This window comes from Microbacterium gorillae, from assembly GCF_050990725.1.
Classification (GTDB): Bacteria; Actinomycetota; Actinomycetes; order Actinomycetales; family Microbacteriaceae; genus Microbacterium; species Microbacterium gorillae_A.
Map to the genome: position 1 here is coordinate 1,495,564 of NZ_CP158844.1, position 23,391 is coordinate 1,518,954.

Sequence of the window (23,391 nt, forward strand, 5' to 3'; positions counted from 1 at the left end):
GTCGCTCTATCGGAGGCTCGTGCGGATGGCTGGGGTATGTCCTCCGCGTCCTGCCCTCTGCCCGCAACTCTCGCGATATCGAGTTATCCACACTCGGGCAAGACTCGTACTTTTGTACCACTGATTCAGTCATGATGAACTCATGACTGGGGAACATAAATCAGAAACTGCGGTGGTTGAGGCGCGCGCCGCGGGGAGCGACGTGAATGAGGGCGCTCATCGGGTGCCCCGCAGCCGCGGGCAGACGACGAGCCAACCGGATATCGATGCGGCGGTGGTGCGGGCGTATGTGGATGCGATTGTGGCGGTGACGCGGTCGCGGGCGGCGACGGATGCGTTGGAGGCGGCGCTGCTCGCGGATCTGGTCGAGCTCTCGGGTGCGACGTTGGGGCGGTCGTCGGAGTCCGATCTGGGGTTGCGGTCGCTTGCTGCGGAGGTGGGGGCGGCGGTTCGTGTGAGTGATCGGACGGTTCAGCGGTGGATGTCGGATGCGTATCAGTTGGTGCATGACTTCCCGGCGGTGCATGCTGCGTTGTCGCAGGGTGATATCAGTTCCCGGCATGTTCGCGAGATCTTGGAGCATGGCGTCCCGATCGAGCCGGGTCCTGCGCGTGAGGAGTATGTGGGGCGTGCGTTGCCGCTTGCTCGGGTGCAGTCTGCGAATCGGTTGAGGGGGATGCTGGCGCGGGTGGCGGAGGAGGTGCGGGATGTGGGCATCACGGGACGTCATCGTGAGGCGCGCCGTGCCCGGGCGGTGTGGGTGACGGATGATCTGGATGGGATGTCGACCCTGCATGCCTATCTGCCGTCCGTGCTCGCGCACGGGGTGAAGGATCGGTTGGATCAGATGGCGCACGCCCTGCGTGATGCGGACAAGGCCGCAGGACGTGCCGGCTCTGATGTGGGCGTCGCTGATGCTGCCCCCGCCTCCACGGATGCCTCCACAGCCACGGCGGCGAGTGCGGGTACGGGTGTGGGTACGGGTGTGGGTGTGGGTGTGGGTGAGTTCCGTGATTCGCGGACGGTGGATCAGATGCGTGCCGATATCTTCGCCGACCTGTTGTTGACGAACACTCCCAGCAGTGTGGACACGGCGATCGGCTCCATCCACGCGACCGTCGCGGTCACGATCCCGGTGCTCACCTTGATCGGTTCCGCGGACGATGGTGCCGAGCTGGACGGTGCGGTCCCGATTGATGCGGACACCGCCCGCCTCCTCACGGGAGGTATGCCGGGGTGGGATCGGATCCTCACCCACCCGATCACCGGTGCTGTGCTCGCCACGGACAGGTATCGGCCGACGGCGGAGATGAAACGCTTCCTCACTCACCGGGATCAGCACTGTCGTCACCCTGGGTGCCGTGTCCCGATCCGGTATACCGATATCGACCACAATGAGGGTTGGGCTGAGGGTGGGAAGACGGACGTCGGGAATCTTGCCCCGTTGTGTCGCCGGCATCACACGTTGAAGACCAGCGCGGGTTGGAAGATCACCCCACACCCTGCCGGGGTTGTGGAGTACATCACCCCGGCCGGATACCACTACATCGAAGACCCCGAACCCCGCACCGTCACCTTCACCACGAACCCCCAACCCGACGGCGGCGGTTCGAGCGGGAGTAGCAGTGGAACGTCACCCGACGGCGAACCACCCTGGTGACCGTGCCAGCGCGGTGCGTAGCGCGGGGCCGAGCTGCCCTCACAGGTGAGGGGCTTCACGGGGGATGCGGGGGAGCGGGATGCTCGCCTCGCCGACAGCGTGCCGGACGGCGCCCGTGACGAGCGTGCGCGGATCGGCACCGTACAGCGGTTCGCCGCGCCAGCGAGCATCGAACGTACCCGCCTCGGGATCCACGACGATACGGAAACGGTGGGGCGTCGACGGGAGCACCACATCGCAGATGAGCTGGCGTTGCGTGCGCGTTGCCTGAGCGGTCACGGCGACAGTGCCTCTTCGGTCGGTGGGATCGGTCGGCAGATCACCCCCACCGAGACCGCCGATTGCACCGGCGATCCACCTGCCGTGTCCAGCGGCTATCGTCGCTGACTCGTTGTCAGCGAAGGTGAGAGTGAAGCGGCGCGCATCGTGATCGGCATCCACACGCAGCGCAGTGAGCGGTAGACGAGCCGGGGAGAAGCCCGTCCACAGGGCGCCGGTGCCGGTGTGGCTCACTGGCGTGTATGCCCGGGACGCGGGGTCGGTGTTGCTGCCGCCGGAGACGTCGATGTCGTTGGCGAGCTCGTCGCCGCTTCGAGGTTCCGGCAGCTCGATGGTGCGCGTGACAGTGCGCTCGACGGGATCCTCGATCACGGGAAGCAGATGTTGCCACACCCGCTCCAGAAGGGCCTTGGTGGTCCCTTCGGTCTGCTCGCTCGTGATCGCGATCACGACGTCTTGCTGGGGAAGGACAAGCACGAACTGGCCATAAGCCCCGTCTGCTCGGAATCCGTGACGTGAACGCCACAGCTGCAGACCATAGCCGGCACTCCAGTCGGGGGAGTCGGGTTCGCCGTTGTCGATCTGGGATCGTGTGAGCTCTGCGACGAGCTCAGCGGACACGATGCGTCGGCCACGCGAAACCCCACCGTCGCGGAGCAGCATGCCGATACGAGCCATATCGGAGATCGTCAGGTGCAGCCCGCTGAAACCCTCGTCATCGCCGGCGGCGCGGAACCACGCGAACTCGCCGATGCCGATCGGCGCGAGTACGCGAGTGCGTGCCCGGTCCGCCAGCGACTCGCCCGTGACATGACGCACCAGTGCACCGAGCACGTACGTGGCACCGCTGTCGTAGCTGAAAGTGGATCCCGGCTCGGTGTCCAGCGGGAGCCGGAACCAGGCATCGACCAGGGGAATGCGCTCCCGCACGGCCAGCTCTTCCATGGGGCCCAGGGATTCGGAGCTGTGCCCGGATGACATCCGCGCCAGGTGGCGGACCGTCAACCGTGCGGCGTCGGGATCGGCGTTTGCGATCCCGAGCACATCGACGGCGATATCGTCGAGTCCGATGAGGCCGTCGTCGATCGCCGTCGCGAGGGCGAGCATCGTCACCGTCTTGCTGACCGAGTACACCAGCCGGCTGTCAGCGAGCGATCGAGGCGTCGCCTCGACCTCAGCGATGACGGCGTCGCCCCGCACGATGAGCATCCCGTGCAGTTCGAGCGCATCGTCACTGAGGCCGGTCAAGAAGTCGTCGAGTGCGGAGTCGAGGTGCGTGGTCGCCGGCATGCGCCACAGTCTACGAGGCTGCGCCACACTGCATCCCAGTCTTGGGTCAGGGCCGGATGGGCTGCGCTGAGAACCTGTCGGGCGCGATTTTCTACGTGATCCAGCGCTAGTTCGAGTTCGAGTTCGAGTTCGAGCTCAAGGCCGGCTCTATGTCCAACTCAAGTTCGCGTGCGCGTCCGCGTTCAGGTCGAGGTCGAGGTCCAGTTCGAGGCCGGCTCTCAGTCCACTCGAGTTCAGGTCGAGGCCGAGGTCGAATTCCAGATCCAGTCCCAGATCCAGTCCCAGTTCCAGTTCCAGTTCCAGTTTGCGTTCGAGTCCGAGTCTGCACCGCGGCGCTGGATCAGGGTTCGGGATGTTCGCCGTCGTAGGCGCGGAAGCGCGGGTTGAGTCGGGCGAGCACCGCGATCAGCACCACGATGATCAGACCGCCGAGCAGCGGCGGGAACCACTCCGCCAGCATGGTTGCGAGCAGACCGCACCACAGTGCGCCCAGACGTGGGCCCCCGGTGACGACGACCGTGAAGATGCCCTGCAGCCGTCCGCGCATGGTGTCGGGAACCGCGGCCTGCATCATGGTGCTGCGGAAGATCGAGCTGATGTTGTCGGCCGCGCCGGAAACGGCGAGCGCCACGCACGCCAGGACGATCAGCACGACATTCGCATGAGCCGCATCCACGGTGGGCGGCGCGAGGAAGCCGACCCAACCGGCGAGCACGATCGCTCCGAACGCCGCGATCGTCACGCCGTAGACGATGATCGAGCGTTCAATGCCACGACCATGCCACCGATAGCGACTGACGGGGCCCGAGAACAGACTCGACAGGAACGCCCCGACAGCGACCGCCGCCGTGAGGATTCCCGTCGTGATCGGACCGCCGCCGAGGATGGTCGCGCCGATGGCCGGGAGCAGCGCCATCGGCTGCCCGAACGTCATCGCGACGATGTCCATGAGGTACTGCAGCCGGATGTTGCCCGCGCGCTTGAGAAAGCGAACACCGTCTTTCAACGACTCCAGGCCAGGGCGAACGATCTCGCCTTCGGGCTTCAGCGCGGGAAGAGTCCACAAGCCGAGGAACAGGCCCAGCATGAGGATGACGTCGATGGAGTACGTCCAGGCATAGCCCGTGGTCGCGACAAGAACGCCGGCGAGCGCGGGACCGACCATCACCATGATCCCGATCGTGATGCCACCCAGGGCGGATGCGGCCGGGAGCAGCTCGCGCGGCAGCAGTCGCGGGGTGATGGCGCTGCGTGTGGCCATCACGATGGAGTTGGCGGAGGCGTTCACGATCGAGAGGCCATAGAGCCACCACTCCGTCTCACGGCCGCTCCACGCCAGAATTGCGAGGGTCACCGTCGAGCAGAACGTGACGGATGCGGCCAACAGCGCCACCTTGCGCCGATCGAACGCGTCAGCGAGCATGCCGCCGTACAGTCCCGCGATCACCATCGGCACGAGCCCGGCGACGGCGATCATCGACACCGCGAACGTTGAACCCGTGAGCGCGAACATGTGCAGCATGACGGCGGCAATGGTGAGCTGACCGCCCAGGCCGCTGAGCGTCGAGCCGATCCACATCCGCGCAAACGCGGGCGAGGTGCGGAATGGCGAGAGATCGATGAAGGCGCTGCCGCTCATGCGCGGCCCGCCCGGTGGGAGGGAATGGGGGCGGCGCACGGCATGATATCCAGCGTATCCGCGCCCACCGACAGGAGGATCAGGTGCGCGGGGAAGGAAGCCCGGCAGTCCCGCAACAAACAGGCGACGGGCGAACCTCGCTGCGACGCTGGAGCGTCCCGACACGGAGTCACGTGAGCCCCAGCGCAGCGGGCGCTTCCGCCGCCGTATCGACAAGGCGAATCCGCTCGCCGAGGGTGCGCTGTGCGCCGAGCGCCCGCAGCAGCGGCCACGCGGGCAGGTCCTGCGTCCACTGCTGGGTGCCGACCAGGACCATCGGGGCGACGTCACGCGCGTCGGCGTAGTAGTTCTCGCACGCGTCCGCGAAGATCTCCGACACCGTTCCCGCGGCTCCGGGGAGGAACACGATCCCGCCATCGCACCGCGCCAAGAGGGTCGCTTCCCGGATGGGATTGGCGAAGTACTTCGCGATCGCGGTGGCGAACTGCCCGGGCGGCTCATGACCGTAGAACCAGGTCGGAATGCCGACCGAACGAGCACCGTTCGGCCACCGATCGCGAACCTCGCGCGCCGTGCGCACCCAGGCATCGATGTCGTCGTGAAAGTCGGGCGCCGTCGCCAGCAGCGCGATGGCCGCATCGAGGACTTGGTCATCTTCTCCGGCCAGATAAGCACCGAGATTCGCCGCCTCCATCGCCCCGGGCCCGCCACCGGTGAGCACGGTGCGCCCGAGACGCACGAGGTCGCGACCGAGCTCCGCCGCGGCCCGGTATTGGCCGTCGCCGCGCTGGACGCCATGCCCTCCCATCACGCCGACGACCGTCCCCCGTGCGCTGCTGGCGAGTTCGTCATCCAAGGCAGCGGAGATCGAATGATCGTGGAGTGCTACCGCGAGAGAGGCGGATACGGTCGAATGCGGAGTGTGGGTGCGCGACCAGGCGTACACGACGCCGTCGAGGCTCGCGGCGTACCCGTTCGCGCCGTACAGCTCGTCCGCCGTGTAGAGCTCGCCGCGGTACGGGTCGAACGGCACATGAGGGATGCGGGGGAACATGAGCGCACCGGCGCGACGCAGCCGTTCAGCCACCTCGTCCACCAACACGCACCCCAGGAACACCGAACCGGAGACGGCGGCGGACAGGAGCTCATCGCTGCGATCACGGAGGTCGAGCGACTCGATCACGCTGCCGCGCAGCGAGGGCCGGCCGGCCACGTCGCTGAACTCCGCATCGAAGGCGGCGAGGGTGTCAATGCGTCGCACGTGCCGGGGCATGCCAGCACCCTAGCCGGTGCGGTATCGAACGAGGGCTGTCTCGGGCGGAGTCTGCGGCGAGGGGGAGGGACACGACGGGCGTGAGTGCGCCCTCGCTGCTGCCGTGCCATCGGCGCATGGCGCCGGTGGCCGGAGTCGCGCTCGCGGTGGGGTAAGCTATTGAGGTTGCCGTTTGATCGGCCGCGGATAAGAGAGCTCACGGATTCACCGATGGGCACCGCGCAACGAGAGAAAGGGGATCGTTTATGGCACTGGAAGCAGACGTCAAGAAGGCGATCATCGAAGAGTACGCGACGCACCCCGGTGACACCGGATCCCCCGAGGTGCAGGTCGCGATGCTGACGCAGCGCATCAAGGACCTCACCGAGCACCTCAAGGAGCACAAGCACGACCACCACTCGCGTCGTGGTCTGTTCCTGCTCGTCGGTCAGCGCCGTCGCCTGCTGGGTTACCTGCAGGATGTCGACATCAACCGTTACCGCTCGCTCATCGAGCGCCTCGGTCTCCGTCGCTAAGCAGCGCTGCCGCGTACAATCGCGCAAAACATTCTTGGAGAGCCGCCCCACGGTGTGGGGCGGCTCTCGCTTTGTCTATCCGGGTTCCGAGAAGCACCACTCCGCTGCCGAACCGCGATGAATGAGCCCGCGTCATCTTGCTTATCGAAAAGTGTTGTCCTGGCCGTGATCGGCATGCTATCTTCTTCGCTACTTCACGAAGTTCATCAACGCTGATGAATGAAAGGGTGACAGGGGCGACGCGCGAGCGGGTTCGCCATGACGGGGACAGGGTCGAACAGGCTGACAGAAAGCGCATACCCTCACACCTCCCGGTAAAAGACGCACCGTCTCTCTCGCGACTCACGTCCCCTCTCAGAAGGTAGACATGTATGCGAAACGTGTATTAGCTGTCATTGCAGTCGTTGCCGTATCGGTGCTGGGCGGCAGCGCCGGCGCATATGGCGCGTCGAAATATCTCTCGTCGCCAATCTATGTGCAGGAGCAACCCAACTGGTGTTGGGTGGCCACGTCGAAGAGTGTCATCAAGTTCCTGACGGGCGCGACACCGTCGCAATGCACTGTTTACAAGTGGGGAAAAGGCACCAGCTCGTGTCCTGACGGAACCGGGAGCTTTGGTGCCGACGTGGCCAACGCTCTGACAAATGGGGGCGTGTGGGTGGGGACGATGCGGTCATCCACGATCTCGTTCGACTCCGTCAAGTTCGAGCTCAACGCCAATCGGCCGGTGATGGCTCGCTGGGCATGGAGCGGCACCGCGGTTGGCCACGTCCTTGTGATTCGGGGATTCAATGACACCGGCAGCGCGCTTTCCTTCATTGATCCGGAGAAGAGCTCGTATCAGGTCGCTTCATATTCGGCGTTCGTTTCGTCCGGGACTCGTTCCTGGACTCACACTCGCGACGGCATCAGTTAGGAGAAGGGCCATGCGTCGGAGAATTGCCTCGAGCATCGCTGCCATCGTTGCCGCGATTGTGCTGGCGTTCGCTCCCAGCGGTGCGGCGACGGCTGCCGAAAACGACATTCCCACGGACATCACGGAGTACGTTGAGTCGGGTGAGCTCGCTCACGTCTCGCAAGCGGTGGTGGCAGAGAACGGGGGATCTGACACGCCGACTCCGGAAAGGACGGAGCTTGTCGGAGGTGGGCTTCCGGACATCCCGGATTTGTCCGGAGATGTCGTATCAGGGAGCATTACCGAGCTCTTCGAATTCACTCCCGCGTTTCTCGCCGGCGAAGACACGAAGGTGATCTTTGCTCCCTTCGAGACGTGGGTGTCTCCCTTGATGCGCGGTGATGAACTCCTCGCCGTCCAGTTCATCACTCGGGAAGCCACTCGGCCCGCCTGGGCGGGTTTCGATGCGGACCCCACCCTGGCCGCTGCGATCGCAGAGCTTCCGGCCGATGCGATCCTCGTCGTGCACTCGGCAAATCGTCAATACTACGCGATCGAGGGCGACACGGTTCGTCCGCTGCCCGATCTGTCTGCGCATCCGCTTCTCACCACGCCTCTCAGCCTGCACGAGGCGCAGAAGGTCTTCGCGCAGCAATGGCAAGTAAATGCTGAGGCGGGCGACGACGGTGAAGCCGATGATCTTGTGGGAGGCGGCGTCGGCGCCGTGCACCAGGAGACGCCCGTCTGGCCGATTGTGGCGGGTGCGGGGTTCGGACTCGTGCTCTCGTTGATTGTCGTGTTCCTCATTCGTCGATCGCGACGCGGGCCGGGAGTCGCGAACACCTGAGGTCTACACCGGCCCCCGCTCGCGAGAAACGCAGGCGGCGGGGGCCGGGATCAGACGTTGACAGACCCCGTCGGCTGGAACAGCGACACGGGGGAGCGGCGCACGGTGATGAGGGTGACGACGGCGAAGGCCAGCGCGAGGGCTGCCAGCACTCCGAGCGTGAGTGCCCAGGAGCCGGAGAGATCATGGACAACTCCGACGAGGAAAGATCCGATGCCGGCCAGGGCGTAGCCGCTTCCTTGCGCGATCGATGAGACTGCGCCAACCGTTTCTTCGTCCACCGCGAGCTGTACGATCAGGGCGAGCGCGAGACCGAAGGCCCCGCACTGAACAGCGCCCAGCAGGCCCACGATCACCAGGTACGGGCCGTCCGCTAGGAGCAGCCACACCATCCCCGCGGCGGTCAGTGCCCCGATTGCCGGAGCGCACCAGAGCAGCAGCGAGCGTCGTCGAGCGATCATCGGCATCGCGAGCGTGGGCAGCAGCCCAGTGATGCTGAACCAGGCCAGGAGCCATCCGGCTTCCGCCGCGTCCAGTCCGCGTTCCAGCAGGATCTTCGGCAGATAGGCCGTCACGGCGAAGTACAGCAGCGCCTGCAGGCCGAACATCGCGGTGACCAGCAGAACGGTGACCGTTCCCGCCGCCGTCCGCGGTGCACGGATGCGCGCGCTCACCGTCGGAGGGGGTCCGCCGCGCATCGCGATCACCATCCCGATGCAGGCCAGCACCGCCGGCACAGCCCAGGCGCCGAGCGCGATCGGGGCGCTGTCGCCGGCTGCCCGAAAGAGGGGCACCACGAGACTTGCGCCGATCGCCGCCCCCACCCCGAAGGACATCCCACTCAGGCCCACCCAGAGGCCTGACGCCGACTGCGCCTTCAGGTACTGCGGCAGGAGGGTCCCTGCCGCCATGATGGCCATACCGGCCAGGAACGTTCCGATCAGCAGCGCCTCGGGAGCCACCACGCGCAGCACCAGCGTGATCGCGAGGACACCCATAGACACGGCGAGGGCTGCCGCCGTTCCGATCCGCCGGGCCAGCAGCGGACCGAGGGGAGCGGTGACGCCGAACGCGATCACCGGCAGCGTCGCCAGGGCGGCGGACCAGGCGGGGGACAGGCCGAACTGCACCGTCGTCTCGTGCAGCAGCGCAGCGACGGACGTGATGGCAGGACGCAGGTTGATCCCGATGAGCAGCGTCACGGTGAGAACGAGGGCGGAAGATCCTCCCGCCCTCGTCGTCACCCTGACTCGCGTGTGATCAGCCGCCGACGACACGAAGTCCCTCGGCCACCACACGACCGTCGTGGATGACCGTGCGGTCCCTGCCGCGGTCCATCACCGCGCTGGTGGGCGTCTCGCCGTCCACCAGGAGCAGATCGGCGCGGTCGCCGACGCCGGTACCCGGGTGCTCCCCGACGCGCGTCAGCCGCGGGGCGTCGTGCGACATGATCGCGGCCCCACCCGTTGTCGCAACGCCCAGGGCCAGCTCTACCAGGTCGTCGCGACGGAAGCCGTTGACGAAGGCGAGCTGCCAGGTGCGATCCAGCATGTCGCCGTTGCCATAGGGGCTCCAGTAGTCGCGCTGGCCGTCCTCGCCGAGACCCACGCGAACACCGGCCTCGGTGAGCGCAGCCAGGGAGAGGTGCTTCGTCGTGGACGGAGCGACCGTCGCCATGGCGATGTCCAGCTCCGCGAAAGTGTCGATCAGGCGTCGACTGGTGGCCTCGCTGACACCGCCGAGCTCATAGGCATGCGACATCGTCACCTTGCCCTGCATCCCCAGCGCCCGCGTGCGCTCGACCACGAGATCGGTGCTGAAGACCCCCAGCTCGCCGGGCTCGTGCAGATGGATGTCGATCTCGACCTGATACTTCTCCGCGAGAGCGAACACGATGTCCAGGTGCTTCGCCGGGTCCCGGTCTAGCTGGCAGGGATCGATGCCGCCCATCACGTCGGCACCCTGCCGGAGCGACTCCTCCAGCCAGTCCACTGTGCCTTCTTCGCGCAGGATTCCCGCCTGCGGGAACGTCATCACCTGCACGTCGGCGTGGTCGGCGAAACGCTCCTTCGCAGCCATGACGGCGTCGAACTTCTCCAGCTTGCAGTCCACGTCCACCTGAGCGTAAGAGCGAACTCGCGTGGTGCCGTGCGCGATCATCTTCTCCAGCGTTCCCGCCACGCGGGTGGGAAGGTCGATCTCCGCATCGCGCCAGTTCCGTCGGTCGTTCATCATCATTCCCCACACCCCGGGCGCGCCCGTGTGCGGTCGGAACGGAAGCCCGATGCGGGTGGAGTCGAGGTGCACGTGCACGTCGCTGAAGGATGGCAGCAGCAACCGGTCCCGACCGTCGACATCACCCTCTGCGAGCGGAACGGACGGGTCGTGTCGGCGGACCGCTGAGATGCGACCGTTTTCGATCAGGACGTCGGAGGACTCGGCACCCCACGGGCGCACGTTGCGGATGATCATGTTCTTCCTTTCGGACGCGGCGAACAGCGCCGCGACGGCATGAGGTGTGTGCTGGTTTCGCGGATGCTGAACGCAGCACGGGGGATCGCGTCAGACGGCGGCGACCTGGGCCGCGGCGGCCGGGAGATGGTGACAGGCGACATCGCCGCGCGGACGCTCATCGATGCACACCTGCTGCTGCGCGGGAGACAGCTGCGCGAAGACGGGGCAGCGCGTGCGGAACACGCAGCCGCTCGGCGGGTTCGACGGGTGAGGCAGATCTCCGGTGAGACGAATGCGGCCGCTGCGATCCGCGTCGGGATCCGGGCTCGGCACGGACGACAGCAGCGCGCGCGTGTACGGGTGCTGCGGCGCATCGAACACCTGATCCCGTGTGCCGTGCTCCAGGATCCGCCCGAGGTACATGACGGCGACATCATCGGCGATGTGCTTCACGACGGACAGATCGTGTGCGATGAACACATAGGAGATCCCGAGATCGGCCTGGATGTCCTCCAAGAGATTGATCACCTGTGCCTGCACCGACACGTCGAGCGCGGACACCGGCTCGTCACAGATCACGACGTCGGGTTCGAGAGCGAGCGCGCGGGCAATCCCGACGCGCTGCTTCTGTCCGCCGGAGAACTCGTGCGGGAAGCGATTCACATGCTCGGGACGAAGACCCACCCGGTCCATGAGGGTCATCACGCGCATCTTCATCCCCTCCTTCGGCTCGATCCGCTGAGCTCGCAGCGGCGCCGCGATGGCAGAGCCGACACTCTGACGCGGATTCAGGGAGGAGGACGGGTTCTGGAACACCATCTGCACCCGGCGACGGAAGGCGTGCAGATCCGCGCCGCGCAGTTCCGACACGTCCGTGCCGTCCACGAGGATGCGTCCGCCCGTGGGGTCGAGCAGACGCATCAGCAGCCGCCCGGTGGTCGACTTGCCGCACCCGGACTCACCGACGAGGCCCAGCGTCTTGCCGCGCTCGAGGGTGAAGGAGACGCCGTCGACCGCCTTCACCGTGGACGTGCCCTTCAGGAATCCGCGTTTGACGGAGAAGTGCTTCGCGAGGTCGTCGACCTGCAGCAGCGGAGCGTTCATGCGGTATCTCCTGACGTGACGACGGTGGGGAGGGATGAGGCGGCGAGCACGGATGAACGAGCCAAGCGATCCACGCGATTCATGAGCTGGTCCCTGAGGCGGCGAGCACCGATGCGGGGACGAAGCAGCGGGCGCGGTGGTCCTCCCCGCCGGCCGGCGCGAGCTGCGGTCGTTCGGTGCGGCACCGGTCGTCGGGAACCAGGTGCGACACCGGGCAGCGGTCGGCGAACAGGCAACCCTGCGGCAGATTCAACAGCGACGGCGGAAAACCGGGGATCGGCGTGAGCCGGCCCGCCGTGTCGGCCATCGACGGCATCGACGCGAGAAGTCCGCGCGTGTACGGGTGTGCAGGGGAGCGGAACGCGTCGCGAACCTCAGCCTCCTCCACGCACTGCCCGCCGTACATCACCACGACGCGCTCGCAGACCTCGGCCACGACACCCAGGTCATGCGTCACATAGATCACCGATGAGCCGGTCTCCGCCTGCAGCGAGGCGATCAGGTCAAGGATCTGCGCCTGCACGGTCACATCGAGCGCCGTGGTCGGCTCGTCGGCGATGAGCAGCTCGGGCTCGCAGATCAGCGCCATCGCGATCATCGCGCGCTGGCGCATACCGCCGGAGAACTCGTGCGGGTAGGCGTCGAACCGGGCCACCGGATCCGCGATGCCGACGCGAGCGAGCATGTCGATGCTCTGCGCCTTCGCCGCTTTCGCACTCACGGCGTTGTGAACGCGGTAGGCCTCGGCGATCTGCTTGCCCACGGTGTAGAACGGGTGCATCGCGGACAGCGGATCCTGGAAGATCATCCCGATGCGCTTGCCGCGATACGGACGCATCTCGTTCTCGCCGAGCGGGACCAGGTCGGTCCCGTCGAAGAGGATCTGACCGCCGACCTGAGCGCGGGTGCCCTTGAGAAGACCCATCAACGCCTGGCTGGTGACGGTCTTGCCGGAACCGGACTCGCCGACGATGCCCACGGTCTCGCCCCGGCCGAGCGTGAGATCCATGCCATTGACCGCATGGACGAGTCCGTCGTCGGTGGGGAAGGCGACACGGAGATCGCGGATGTCGAGGAAAGGTACGGGATCGTTGAGCGACGGAGTCGGGGTATCAGAGACAGGCGCGGTCATCAGTTGACCCTCACTCTCGGGTCGATGCCGGCGTAGGCGAGGTCGACGACAGGTGCGTTGTCGTTGCATGGAAGAGCCATCAGTTGACCCTCACTCTCGGGTCGATGCCGGCGTAGGCGAGGTCGACGACCACGTTCGCCGTGATGATGAAGAAGGCGGCCAGCATCGTGATGGCCATCGTGACCGGGAGATCACCCGCGATCGCGGCGTGCACGGCGGTGAAGCCGAGGCCGGGGACTGAGAAGATCTGCTCGGTGAGCACGGCGCCGCCCAGCAGACCGCCGAGGTCCAGGCCGAGCATGGTGACGATCGGGGTGATCCCTGCGCGCACGCCGTGATGGAAGACGATCCGCTGCGGTGCGAGCCCCTTCGCGCGCGCCGTGCGCATGAAGTCCTCGCCGAACGTCTCGATCATGCTGTTGCGGGTGATGCGGATGTACTGCGCGCTGAACAGGATGGCCAGGGCCACCCACGGCAGCAGGTAGTTGAGCATCCACGCGGCGGGGCCTGCGGGGCCGAACGGCGAGGTGATCTGGTTGCTGGTGAACGGCAGAACATGCAGGGTGCTGACGAAGATCAGCAGGAGCAGCAGACCCGTCACTGGCACCGGCAGGGAGACGCCGACCGACGCGGCACCGACGATGATCTTGTCGGTGGCCTTGCCCTTGCGCAGCGCGGCGAGAAGGCCGAGACCAACACCGACGACGGTCCACAGGATCACGGCACCGACGGCGATCGAGAGCGTGTAGGGAAGGGCGCGGGCCAGGATGTCGGTGACGTTCTCATTGGTCTGGAACGACTTGCCGAGGCACGGCCAGGCGCACAGCTGTTCCGCCCCGGGTGCGCCCACCAGGCGCGAGCCGAAGAAGCCGGAGAGATAGATCAGGTACTGCTCGAGGAACGGCTTGTCCATGCCGAGCGCGATGCGCGCCTGCTCGATGCGATCGGGAGTGCACTCCTGGCCGCAGGCAGCCGCTGCGGGATCGGCCGGGCCGATCTGGAACAGGGTGAAGGTGACGAAGCTGACCACCAGCAGCAGCAGGATCAGCCCGGTCACGCGACGGACGAGGAAGGAGAGCATGGTGTCCTGTACGGGGCCGGTCCGTGGACCGGCCCCGTCCTTTCAGATGAGGCGGGGCGTCAGTTCTCGACGCCGACGGTGGACAGATCGATGCTTCCGAAGAAGTAGCCGACCTGGGCGTTGCGGATCTTCGAGCCGACGACGCTGTTGGTGAACGAGCGCATCAGCGGGACGATCGGGTACGTCTCCATGGCGGTGTTGTACAGCTCGCTCCACTGCGTGTTCAGCTCTTCGGAGCTGCCGTTCGTGTTGCGCAGCTCGTACATCTCGCCCGACAGCTTCGCGTCGTAGTAGCGGGAGATGTTGCTGAAGCCGTACGTGGTGCCGTCCAGGCTCGGGCCGAGCTGCGGATCGACGGTGGTGCGGGTCGAGCCCGATGCCGCGCCGCCGCACCAACCGGAGCGGGCGATGTCGGGCATCTGGTCGCCGGCGAGGGTGGTGTAGTAGTTCGCCGAGGGGATCGCCACCAGCTGAAGATCGATGCCGAGCTCCTTGAGGTTCTGCTGCAGCACGGTGCCGAGGTTCTTGTAGCGCTCGGTGGCGTTGGCGTAGCCGTAGGTGAGCGTCTTCGGCACGTCCTTGCCCTCGAGTAGCTTCTGAGCCTCCTCCAGCTTCGCAGCACCCGACGGATCCAGGTCGATGGTCGGCTCGATCCAGCCGACCTGCGCGTCGTTCAGGTACGAGTTGGTGATCTTGCCGAAGCGCGGGCCGCCGTACTGCACCTGGATGGCCGATCGGTCGATCGCGAGGGCGAGCGCGTGACGCACATCCGGATCGGTGATCGTCGTGGTGTTGAAGTTCAGGATGTCGGTGCAGCCGAGCAGGCCCGCTGCGGTGCGCGGGGCGATGGTCGGGTCCGTCAGGCGACCCGTGTCCGAGGCCTGCAGCGCGCCATTGGAGTCCAGCGTGATCGCCGTGGGGTCGGAGTCGCTGAGCAGCTGCTGACTGATCGTGGCCTGGGCGGTGGACAGCGAGAACGTGAAGGTGTCCGGCAGTGCGGTGCGGTTCGGGTCCGTCTCCGGGTCCCAGTGCGGGTTGCGCACCAGCTTCAGCTCGCGACCGCGATCGTAGGACTCGATCATGTACGGACCGGAGGAGATCGGATGGTTGGTGTAGTCAAGCTGCGTGTCCTTCGCCCGCGGCACCGGAGCGCTGTTGGAGCGTGACGCGAGCGCGGGGAAGTCGGGATACGGCTGCTTGAGGTGGAAGACGATCGTCTTGTCGTCCGGGGTCTCGACCGCAGCGAGGTCGCCCCCGGTGTACGGGCCCGTGTAGGTGTCGGCGTCGAGCACCGCGTTCAGCTCCTGCGGCGCCTGGGTGAAGACGTCGCGGGCGAAGGTGCGCTCGATGCCGTACTTCACGTCGGCGGACGTGATCGGCGTGCCGTCCTCGTACTTCAGCCCGTCCTTCAGCGTGTAGGTCCAGGTGAGCCCGTCCTCCGACACCTGACCGAGGTCGGTGGCGAGGTCCGGAACGATCTCCGGAGGCTGGCCCGCGGTCTCCTTGGCCATCGTCAGCGTGCGGTAGTAGAGCTGCGCCACGTTGGCGGTCTGCACGTAGTTGTTGTTTCCCGGGTCCAGCGTCATGAAGTCCGCGGACATCAGGACGTTGACATTGCCACCGGGAGTGGTGAATCCGGGTTCGACGATCTTCGCCGCGTAGGGGTCGTTGGTCGACGATGCCGTGGAGCCGGCGCCGTTGCCGGCAGTCGAACCGGTGCTGCCGCCGGCGGTGCACCCCGTGATGGCGAGCGCCAATGTGAGGGCTGACGCCGCGAGCAGGGAACTGCGGTGCTTCATGGACTTCTCTTTCATGTGATGGTGAGGGAGGGAAGGGGTCGGGAGCGGTCAGCCGCGCGAGGCCTTGGGATCCAGGGCGTCGCGCACGGCATCGCCGAGCAGGTTGAACGCGAGCACGGTGATCACCAGCGCGGTGCCGGGCACGATGAGGAACCACGGGTCAGACAGGTACCAGTTGCCGGCCTGAGCCGCGTTGAGCATCTGACCCCAGGACGGGGTCGGGTCCTTCACGCCGACGCCCAGGAAGGAGAGCGCGGCCTCGGCGGAGATGTTGGTGGGGATCATCATGGTGGCGTACACCAGCACGACGCCCGAGACGTTCGGGATGACCTGCGTGAAGATGATCGACCAGCGCGAGGCTCCGTACGAGCGCGCGGCCTCGATGAACTCCTGCTCGCGAATGCTGAGCACCTGGCCGCGCACGACGCGGGCGAGGTACGCCCAGCCGAAGAAGCCGAGGATGATCACGAGCGAGGCGATCGGCACGAAACTGCCCTGTCCGAGGGGAGTGTCGCGGAGGCGGGACTGCAGAATCGGCGTGAGGGAGAGCACCAGGAGCAGGTGGGGGAACGCCAGGAACAGGTCGATCAGCCGGCTGATGACCGTGTCGACCTTGCCGCCGAAGTATCCGGCCGCGGCGCCCAGCACGGTGCCGAGCACGACGGATACCAGGGTGGACAGCAGCGCGATGAGCAATGACACCTGCGCTCCGTAGGCCAGCCGGGCGAAGATGTCGCGCCCGAGGCCCGGCTCAACGCCCAGCCAGTGTTGGGCGGACGGATACATGTACTCCGGGAGGGGCAGCCCCGGCGTCATGAAGTTGTCGAGCACGTCGGGACCGGTGTTGGTGGTGTTGGGGTCCTGGCCCTCGATCGCGGTCAGCACCGGTGCCAGCAGAGCGAACAGCACGATGAGCACCACGACGGCGAGGGAGGTCATGGCGATCTTGCTGCGCTTGATGCGCAACCAGGCGGTCGCCAGCAGCGAACGTCCGGTGGCGACCTTCGGGGTGTCGATCACCTCGGTGCGTGGTGCTGTCGTCGTTGTCTCGGTCACGATCGTCCTCTGTGTCGGGGAGCGGATGGTCGAAACGGTATACCAATCTGTACGTGGATGTATACCAAAAGTTCACAATGCGCCGAGAAGTTGCTTTCAGCGCGGCAGAATGCCAGATTTGGGATACCACGCCATGCCAAAGGAGTTCCATGCGCACGCTGCTCACCGCCGACTACGTCCTCGTCCACGCGGACGGGGAACATCGAGAACTGCGTGACGGTGCCGTGGTGGTGGAGGACGGCCGGATCGCCTTCGTCGGCCGACTCGAAGACGCGGTCGGGCCGTTCGACGACGTGATCGCGCTCGGAGCCAGTCTGCTAATGCCGGGACTCATCGACCTGGACGCGCTCACCGACATCGATCACCTGATCCTGGACTCGTTCACCACACCCGAACGGGCACGTCGTCTGCAGTGGTCCGAGGAGTACCTCGCACGGCGGGAGCACGTGTTCACCGCGGAAGAGCGCCGTCGGGTCCGGGAGATCGGCCTCGTGCAGCTGGCGCTGCACGGCATCACCTCGTACATGCCCATCGCCAGCGAGGTCCACTCGGTGTGGGCCGAAGAGGCCGACGATTTCTTCGCGATGGCGGAGTTCTCCCGCACCCTCGGGCTGCGCGGCTTCCTGGGCCCGTCCTATCGATCCGGCGTGAACGTCGTTGACAGCGCCGGTCGGCGCGCGATCCGGTTCGATCCCGCCGAGGGGGAGGTGGGGCTTCAGGACGCGATCCGATTCTTCGACGAGGTTGCGGCCTGGAACGACGACCTACTCACTCCGGTCTTCCTGCCGTGTCGCGTGGAGACGTTGACGCCCGAGCTGCTGCGTGCCACCGCGGAGGCCGCCGCTGAGCGGGGCGCCCTCGTGCGCCTGCACGCGCTGCAGGGAGACTTCGAACGCGACTACATCGTGGCCGAACACGGTTGCACGCCGCTGGAACTGATCGAGCGCTCCGGACTGCTCGGCGACCGCCTGATCATTCCGCACGGCGTCTTCCTCGACGTCAATCCGCGCGTGCACGGCGAGGACCGCGGAGATCTCGCCACCCTGGTGGACGCGGGGGTCTCGATCGTCCACTGCCCGCTGACGAACGCGCGGTACGGCTCCGAGCTGGAGACCTTCGCCCGCTACCGGGCCGCAGGGCTCAACATCTCGCTCGGGACCGACTCCTTCCCGCCTGACCTCATCCGCGGCATCGATACCGGCGTGTCCGTCGCGAAGGTGCAGAACCGCGATCTGTCGGCCGGCGACATCGCGGGGTACGTCACCGCCGCGACCCTCGGCGGCGCGACGGCGCTGAAGCGGTCCGATCTCGGCCGTATCGAGGTGGGAGCGACCGCGGATCTGACCGCCTTCGGCCTCGACGACGTGCGGTTCGGACCGATCGAGGATCCGCTGCGCAACCTCGTCCTCGCGGGTTCGGCGCGCGACGCGCGATTGACCATGGTGGCGGGCCGCGTCGTGATGCGGGACGGGCGGATCCCGGGCATCGACCTGGAGGAGATCCGGCACGATGCTCAGGTACTGTTCAACCGGATGCGGGACGCCTACGCGGGTCGAGACCACCGCGGCGGCACGACCGCCGAACTGTTCCCGCCGGTGTTTCCGCTGGTGAACGAAGGGGGAGGCCGTGTCGAGGACTGACGCCGCCGTGGACGGCAACGCCCTGGCCGATCACGTCTATCGCGCGCTGCTGCGTGGGATCGTCGACGGCACGTACCCGTCCCGAGCCCGCCTGAAGGAGCGGGAGATCTCGGACCGATACGAGGTGTCGCGCATCCCGGTGCGGGAGGCGCTGCAGCGCCTGGAATCCGAGGGCTTCGTCCAGTCGCTGCCCAACCGCGGTGTCACGGTCGCCCCCGTGACACGCGCCGATCTGGAGCATCTGTTCGAGCTCCGGCTCTGCATCGAGCCGTTCGCGGCCGGCCGCGCGGCCGAGCGGATCGCGAACGGCGAGGTCGACCCGGCACCGCTGGTCGAGGTCATGGGGGAGCTGTCCGCGATGCAGGCGGATGAGGCCGACATCCCCAGTCTCGACTTCCACGAAGAGGTGGTGCGGCTGAGCGGCAACGCGCGCCTGGTGCGGAGCCTGGCGCCGCTGCGGGGCCGAATGGAGTGGCAGTTCCGGCTCACGCGCGACGCGCGAGCTGCCGAGCACGCCATCGAGCACCAGCAGATCTTCGAGGCTGTCATGGCGGGGCGTCCGGCGGCGGCGTCGGCGCTGTCGTACGCCCACATCGACCTGGCGCGCGGGCCCATGATCGCCGCCCTCGCCCCGCTCCTGGACGACTGAGGAGGGGCTAGGTCCGGTCCTCGTAGCTGCGCAGGACCCGTGCGCGATACTCCTGGAACCCGGCGTAACCGAGGCTGAGCACCTCGAAGAGCTCATCCCCGCTGCCGACGAACGCCGTGTCCTCCGGGTCTGGAAATGCCTCGAGATTGTGGATACCCGTGATTCCGATGTACATCGGTGAACCTTGCGCGTTCACGATCATCATGCGGCCGGCACGGCAGAGATCGAAGATGAACGCGCACTCGGCTGGGCTGCACGTGGCGTGTGACAAGTACCCCGTGACCGGGTCCGCCTGATCGAGCGGATCCAGGGAGAAGTCACTCGGCGAACCGTCGAAGGAGAGGGGCTCGTCGGTGTCCACGTTGGAGAGCTGTGACCAGCGTCGGTCGATGCGGAGCCGCGAGGCATCGAGGAAGGCGATGAGACCCGCTCGATCGGCATCGATGATCTGGTCCCGGTCGATGACCATGAAGTGCAGCGAGAATCCCATCCGCCGACTCTATTGGACAGGTCCGCCACGCGTCTCGCCACGAAAGGTCGTGACGAGACGCGCTGTGAGCCGGTGTCAGGCGCGGGCGGCGACGAGGTCCGCGTGGTGGCGGGCGGCGACGTCGGGGTGGGCGCGCAGGCGCGACTTCAGGGCGTTCTCACCGTAGAGGGCGTGGATCGGGTTGGTGGGATCCTCCGTCACGCCCCGAGCCTCGGCCGCGAGCTCGGCCGGCAGATCGATGATCGGCAGCCGGGCGTCGAGGGCGGGGTTGAAGAAGAACGGGATCGAGATCCGGTCGTCGGGCAGGCGCGGCGAGACCACGCGGTGATTGGTCGCGATGAGGTAGCCCTGCGTGGCGTACTCGAGAAGTTCGCCGATGTTCACCACGAAAGCGCCCGGCACAGACGGCGCGTCAACCCACTCGCCGTCGCGGTGCACCTGCAGTCCGCCCTTGCCCGGCTCCACCCACAGCAGCGTGAGCACGCCCGAGTCCTTGTGCGCACCGACGCCCTGCTGGGGCTCGGGGGCATCCGTTCCGGGGTAGCGGACGATCTTCAGCAGGGTCGACGGCTCACCGAAGTGCTTGTCGAAGTAGTTCTCCTCGGCCCCGAGCGCCAGCGCCCAAGCGCGAAGCAGCTTGCGCGCCACACCCGTCAGGTGGTCCTGCCACAGCGAGACGACCTCACGCAGCTCCGGCTGTGCCGCCGGCCACAGGTTCGGTCCGATCAGGCGCGAGTACCCCGGTGCCGACTCGTCCGTGATCGCCTCGCGCTCCGGTCCGATGTCGATCTGCTCGCGCCAGTCCACCTGTCCCTGCGTGCGCTCGCCGCCGACCCGCGTATAGCCGCGGAACTGCGGGCTGTTGATGTTCTCGATGGCGAGCTTGTCCGCATCGGGCAGTTCGAAGAACTCGCGAGCCGTGCGGTGCAGGCGTGCTTCCAACTCGGCAGGAATACCGGTACCTGTGAGGTAGAAGAAGCCGACGTCGTGCGTTGCGGCACGGAGCTGATCGCGGAATGCGGCGGCGGATTCCGGGCCGCCGTCCAGCAGCGAGAGGTCAAGGACGGGGAGCGAGAGATCGGTCATGGCATGACGATAGGCGGCTCCGCGGGTGAGGTCATCCTGGCGTGACAGACGGCTTCATCTGGCGTCACGCGGCGTTATCTGACTCGACCGGCAGGAACGACACGGTCGCGCGACACTGCCGATCGGGAGCATGTGCGCGCATCTCAACTTGTCATCAGATGAAAGTAAGGCGTACCTTAGTCACGCCCCCTTCGGGCGCAGTCGTGCCCGTGCCGTCTGCCTGATCAACGGAAGTTTCTGCTGTGCTCGGCTCTCTGCTCATCGGCCTTCGCGAAGGTCTGGAAGCTGCCCTCATCGTCGGCATCCTGGTGGCCTACCTCAGTCGCCTCGGTCGTCGCGATGTGCTGCCTCGCCTCTGGGCCGGCGTCGGCCTCGCCGTGGCCATCTCGCTTGGCATCGGCGCGATCCTGACGTTCGGCGCTTACGAACTGACGTTCCAGGCGCAGGAGATCATCGGCGGCACGCTGTCACTGGTGGCCGTCGGCTTCGTCACCTGGATGATCTTCTGGATGCAGAAGACCGCTCGCACGATGAAGAAGTCGCTGGAGGGCGGCGTGGATCGTGCCCTTGCGACCGGTGGGCTCTGGGGCATCGTGGTGCTCGGCTTCGTCTCCGTCATCCGCGAGGGCGTGGAGACCACGCTGATGCTGTGGTCCGTCGTCCAGTCCGCGGGCAACGCGCCCGCCAGTCTCACCGGTGCCCTGATCGGATTCGCGATCTCGATCACCGCCGGCGCGCTGTTGTCGCGGGGCATGCTGCGCCTGAACCTCGGCACGTTCTTCACGTGGACGGGCGGCATCCTGGTGGTCGTCGCGGCGGGCGTGCTGGCCTACGCGATGCATGACCTGCAGGAATCCGGTGTGCTTCCGGGTCCGTGGGGTGCGCTGGCCCCGCTGGCCGCCGCCGGTGCCGCCGCCGTTGGCGGCGTCGCCGTGGGTCCCGCAGGATTCCCGTTCGGCTACGCGTTCGACGTCTCTGCCGTGGTCCACCCGGGGGAGTGGCTGGCCGTCCTCGGGCAGGCCACGGTCGGATTCATGCCCACGATGACCTGGCTTCAGGTGATCGCCTGGATCCTCTACGTCGCGATCGTCGGCACCCTGTTCGTGCGCCGCGTGAGCCGACGCGCTCCGCGGGCGCAGGCGGCGCCGGTGTCCGCGTCCGCGCCCGTCCCCGCCTGAACCTCCCCGCTACTGTCCTGATCTTTCGCCAACACACCTGATCCCTCACCACCCTCGCCGGCCTCGCCGGATCGGAAGGAACCGATGTCCTCGCTGCGCCCCCGTGCCCTTGCCGCCACTGCCGGCATCGCACTGTCTGCCCTCGCCCTCGCCGGCTGCGTCGCCAAGGCGGACACCGCCGCCGGCGGCAGCCTCTCCGTCGCAGCCGACGATTCGTCGTGCGCGGTCTCGACCGACACCGCGGCTAGCGGCACCGTCACCTTCGAGGTCGAGAACTCCTCATCGAAGGTGAACGAGTTCTACCTGCTCGCCTCGGACGGGCTCCGCATCGTCGGCGAGGTGGAGAACATTGCACCGGGCGCCTCCCGCACCCTCACTGTCGTCGCCCAGCCGGGTGACTACTTCACGGTGTGCAAGCCGGGAATGATCGGCGACGGTGTGGGCAAGACAGCCTTCACCGTCACCGGCGACGCGGTCGCGGCGACGGGTGACGACGCCGAGCAGATGACGCAAGCGGTCGATCTGTACGCCGCGTTCGTGAAGGAGCAGGTCTCCCAGTTGGTGCCGCAGGTGCAGGCCTTCGTCGACGCGTACGAGTCGGGCGACGATGAGACGGCGCGCTCGCTGTTCGCCTCCACGCGCGTGTCGTACGAGCGCATCGAGCCGATCGCTGAGGCGCTCGGCGACCTCGACCCGCGCATCGACTACCGCGAAGTCGACGCCGTCGCCGAGGGGCTGGACTGGACCGGATTCCACCGCATCGAGAAGGACCTCTGGGTGCCGGCGAAGGACGCGCTGAACTCGGACGATGTCACTCCTGCGTGGCAGGACTGGAACCCCTCGACCACCGAGGAACGCAAGTCGTTCGGCGACCAGCTGGTCACCGACATCCAGGAGCTGTACGACTACGTCCACTCCGACGACTTCTCCTCCACGCTTGAGGCGCAGGGCGTCGCATCGCTGTCCAACGGCGCGATCGCACTGCTGGACGAGGTCGCCACGGGCAAGATCTCGGGTGAAGAGGACTGGTGGAGCCACACCGACCTCTCCGACTTCGCCGCCAACGTCGAGGGCTCCAAGATGGCGTTCTCGCTGGTGCAGGACTACGCCGCCACGAAGGGCGACGACGCGAAGAAGCTTGTCAGCGAGATCGCGGACGGCTATGCCAACCTGGAATCCGCCCTCGCGACCTACGGCTCGCTGGACGAGGGCTTCGTGTCCTACCTGGAGCTCACCGACGCCGACCGCAAGACGCTGACCGACGAGGTCAACGCGCTCGCGGAGCCGCTGTCGCAGCTCACCTCGACCATCCTGGAGTGACAAA

The 23,391-nt window shown here is 66.8% G+C and carries 20 protein-coding genes; 8 read left to right on the forward strand and 12 right to left on the reverse strand.

The window, feature by feature from the left end:
* Positions 1-142 precede the first annotated feature (142 nt).
* A complete protein-coding gene (locus ABTV68_RS06535; protein WP_433676803.1) occupies positions 143-1,660 on the forward strand; it encodes a DUF222 domain-containing protein in 1,518 nt (505 codons plus the stop codon).
* A gap of 39 nt (positions 1,661-1,699) precedes the next feature.
* On the opposite strand, the gene ABTV68_RS06540 is transcribed toward ABTV68_RS06535, so the two are convergent.
* The 3 genes from ABTV68_RS06540 to ABTV68_RS06550 form a co-directional block, all read right to left on the reverse strand.
* Positions 1,700-3,229 (reverse strand): serine hydrolase domain-containing protein, encoded by a 1,530-nt coding sequence (locus ABTV68_RS06540; protein ID WP_433676804.1) that lies wholly within the window; start codon positions 3,227-3,229, stop codon positions 1,700-1,702.
* Between the two features lie 340 nt (positions 3,230-3,569).
* Positions 3,570-4,868, reverse strand: a complete 1,299-nt coding sequence (locus ABTV68_RS06545; RefSeq protein WP_433676805.1) for an MFS transporter — start codon at positions 4,866-4,868, stop codon at positions 3,570-3,572.
* Positions 4,869-5,037: 169 nt separating this feature from the next.
* On the reverse strand, positions 5,038-6,141 hold the full coding sequence (locus ABTV68_RS06550) for an LOG family protein (RefSeq protein ID WP_433676806.1): 1,104 nt from the start codon (positions 6,139-6,141) through the stop codon (positions 5,038-5,040).
* Positions 6,142-6,386: 245 nt separating this feature from the next.
* Here ABTV68_RS06550 and rpsO point away from each other — a divergent pair, with 245 nt between their 5' ends.
* The 3 genes from rpsO (at position 6,387) to ABTV68_RS06565 (ending at position 8,398) form a co-directional block, all read left to right on the forward strand.
* Positions 6,387-6,656, forward strand: coding sequence for a 30S ribosomal protein S15 (rpsO, locus tag ABTV68_RS06555; RefSeq protein ID WP_018187174.1), 270 nt, complete (start codon positions 6,387-6,389; stop codon positions 6,654-6,656).
* Positions 6,657-7,023: 367 nt separating this feature from the next.
* A complete protein-coding gene (locus ABTV68_RS06560; RefSeq protein WP_433676807.1) occupies positions 7,024-7,572 on the forward strand; it encodes a papain-like cysteine protease family protein in 549 nt (182 codons plus the stop codon).
* Positions 7,573-7,582: 10 nt separating this feature from the next.
* The gene (locus ABTV68_RS06565; RefSeq protein ID WP_433676808.1) at positions 7,583-8,398 is read left to right on the forward strand and encodes a hypothetical protein; all 816 of its coding nucleotides are present in this window, start codon (positions 7,583-7,585) and stop codon (positions 8,396-8,398) included.
* Positions 8,399-8,448: 50 nt separating this feature from the next.
* Here ABTV68_RS06565 and ABTV68_RS06570 read toward each other — a convergent pair whose 3' ends face one another.
* The 7 genes from ABTV68_RS06570 to ABTV68_RS06600 all read right to left on the reverse strand — a co-directional run bounded on the left by ABTV68_RS06570 (position 8,449) and on the right by ABTV68_RS06600 (position 17,024).
* On the reverse strand, positions 8,449-9,600 hold the full coding sequence (locus ABTV68_RS06570; RefSeq protein ID WP_433676809.1) for an MFS transporter: 1,152 nt from the start codon (positions 9,598-9,600) through the stop codon (positions 8,449-8,451).
* A 58-nt stretch (positions 9,601-9,658) separates the two neighbouring features.
* Positions 9,659-10,870 carry an amidohydrolase family protein gene (locus ABTV68_RS06575; protein WP_433676810.1) on the reverse strand — a complete coding sequence of 404 codons (1,212 nt, stop codon included), beginning with the start codon at positions 10,868-10,870 and terminating at the stop codon, positions 9,659-9,661.
* 90 nt (positions 10,871-10,960) lie between these two features.
* Positions 10,961-11,956: an ABC transporter ATP-binding protein gene (locus ABTV68_RS06580; protein WP_433676811.1), complete on the reverse strand. Its 996-nt coding sequence runs from the start codon at positions 11,954-11,956 to the stop codon at positions 10,961-10,963.
* Positions 11,957-12,035: 79 nt separating this feature from the next.
* The gene (locus ABTV68_RS06585) at positions 12,036-13,088 is read right to left on the reverse strand and encodes an ABC transporter ATP-binding protein (protein ID WP_433676812.1); all 1,053 of its coding nucleotides are present in this window, start codon (positions 13,086-13,088) and stop codon (positions 12,036-12,038) included.
* A 79-nt stretch (positions 13,089-13,167) separates the two neighbouring features.
* Positions 13,168-14,169 carry an ABC transporter permease gene (locus ABTV68_RS06590; RefSeq protein WP_433676813.1) on the reverse strand — a complete coding sequence of 334 codons (1,002 nt, stop codon included), beginning with the start codon at positions 14,167-14,169 and terminating at the stop codon, positions 13,168-13,170.
* 59 nt (positions 14,170-14,228) lie between these two features.
* The gene (locus ABTV68_RS06595) at positions 14,229-15,968 is read right to left on the reverse strand and encodes an ABC transporter substrate-binding protein (RefSeq protein WP_433676814.1); all 1,740 of its coding nucleotides are present in this window, start codon (positions 15,966-15,968) and stop codon (positions 14,229-14,231) included.
* 48 nt (positions 15,969-16,016) lie between these two features.
* Positions 16,017-17,024, reverse strand: a complete 1,008-nt coding sequence (locus tag ABTV68_RS06600; protein ID WP_433676815.1) for an ABC transporter permease — start codon at positions 17,022-17,024, stop codon at positions 16,017-16,019.
* A 149-nt stretch (positions 17,025-17,173) separates the two neighbouring features.
* Here ABTV68_RS06600 and ABTV68_RS06605 point away from each other — a divergent pair, with 149 nt between their 5' ends.
* Positions 17,174-18,664, forward strand: a complete 1,491-nt coding sequence (locus ABTV68_RS06605; RefSeq protein WP_433676816.1) for a chlorohydrolase family protein — start codon at positions 17,174-17,176, stop codon at positions 18,662-18,664.
* Positions 18,651-19,313 (forward strand): GntR family transcriptional regulator, encoded by a 663-nt coding sequence (locus ABTV68_RS06610; RefSeq protein WP_433676817.1) that lies wholly within the window; start codon positions 18,651-18,653, stop codon positions 19,311-19,313. Before ABTV68_RS06605 ends, ABTV68_RS06610 begins: the two co-directional genes overlap by 14 nt.
* A 7-nt stretch (positions 19,314-19,320) precedes the next feature.
* Here ABTV68_RS06610 and ABTV68_RS06615 read toward each other — a convergent pair whose 3' ends face one another.
* Both ABTV68_RS06615 and ABTV68_RS06620 read right to left on the reverse strand, forming a co-directional pair.
* Positions 19,321-19,803 carry a hypothetical protein gene (locus ABTV68_RS06615; protein WP_433676818.1) on the reverse strand — a complete coding sequence of 161 codons (483 nt, stop codon included), beginning with the start codon at positions 19,801-19,803 and terminating at the stop codon, positions 19,321-19,323.
* Between the two features lie 75 nt (positions 19,804-19,878).
* Positions 19,879-20,889 (reverse strand): isopenicillin N synthase family dioxygenase, encoded by a 1,011-nt coding sequence (locus tag ABTV68_RS06620; RefSeq protein WP_433676819.1) that lies wholly within the window; start codon positions 20,887-20,889, stop codon positions 19,879-19,881.
* A 242-nt stretch (positions 20,890-21,131) separates the two neighbouring features.
* Between ABTV68_RS06620 and efeU the strand changes: the two genes are divergently transcribed.
* Together efeU and efeO are read left to right on the forward strand one after the other, a co-directional pair.
* On the forward strand, positions 21,132-22,067 hold the full coding sequence (gene efeU / locus ABTV68_RS06625; RefSeq protein ID WP_433676820.1) for an iron uptake transporter permease EfeU: 936 nt from the start codon (positions 21,132-21,134) through the stop codon (positions 22,065-22,067).
* A gap of 84 nt (positions 22,068-22,151) precedes the next feature.
* On the forward strand, positions 22,152-23,387 hold the full coding sequence (gene efeO, locus ABTV68_RS06630) for an iron uptake system protein EfeO (RefSeq protein ID WP_433676821.1): 1,236 nt from the start codon (positions 22,152-22,154) through the stop codon (positions 23,385-23,387).
* Positions 23,388-23,391: the final 4 nt, after the last annotated feature.